Here is a 289-nt window from a genome sequence, read left to right on the forward strand (position 1 = left end):
TCCACGAGCGAGTTCGTGTGCCACGGCGACAGGTTCCGGGGCGGGTGCGCGTTCGGCGAACTCCGCCAGCCGGGCCACCTGGGCCTCCAACCCGGCCGGACTCTTCGCCGACACCACCCACGGCACAACACCGACCTCGGGAACGTCGTACAGCTCTTCCGTCGGCGCCTCCTCCGCAGGGGGCTCCTCGATCACCACATGCGCGTTCGTCCCACCGACGCCGAACGCCGAGACTCCCGCCCTGCGCGGACCACCGTCCTCACGACGAGCCCACTCCCTCGCCTCGGTC

General features: G+C 71.3%; 1 protein-coding gene. It reads right to left on the minus strand.

Going from position 1 to position 289, the window contains the following annotated elements; all coding sequences use genetic code 11:
• On the minus strand, positions 1-289 hold a 289-nt coding region (locus NGF19_RS30520), incomplete at both ends, for a ketoacyl-synthetase C-terminal extension domain-containing protein (protein WP_252429194.1).

The organism is Streptomyces macrolidinus, from assembly GCF_023887685.1.
GTDB lineage: Bacteria > Actinomycetota > Actinomycetes > Streptomycetales > Streptomycetaceae > Streptomyces > Streptomyces macrolidinus.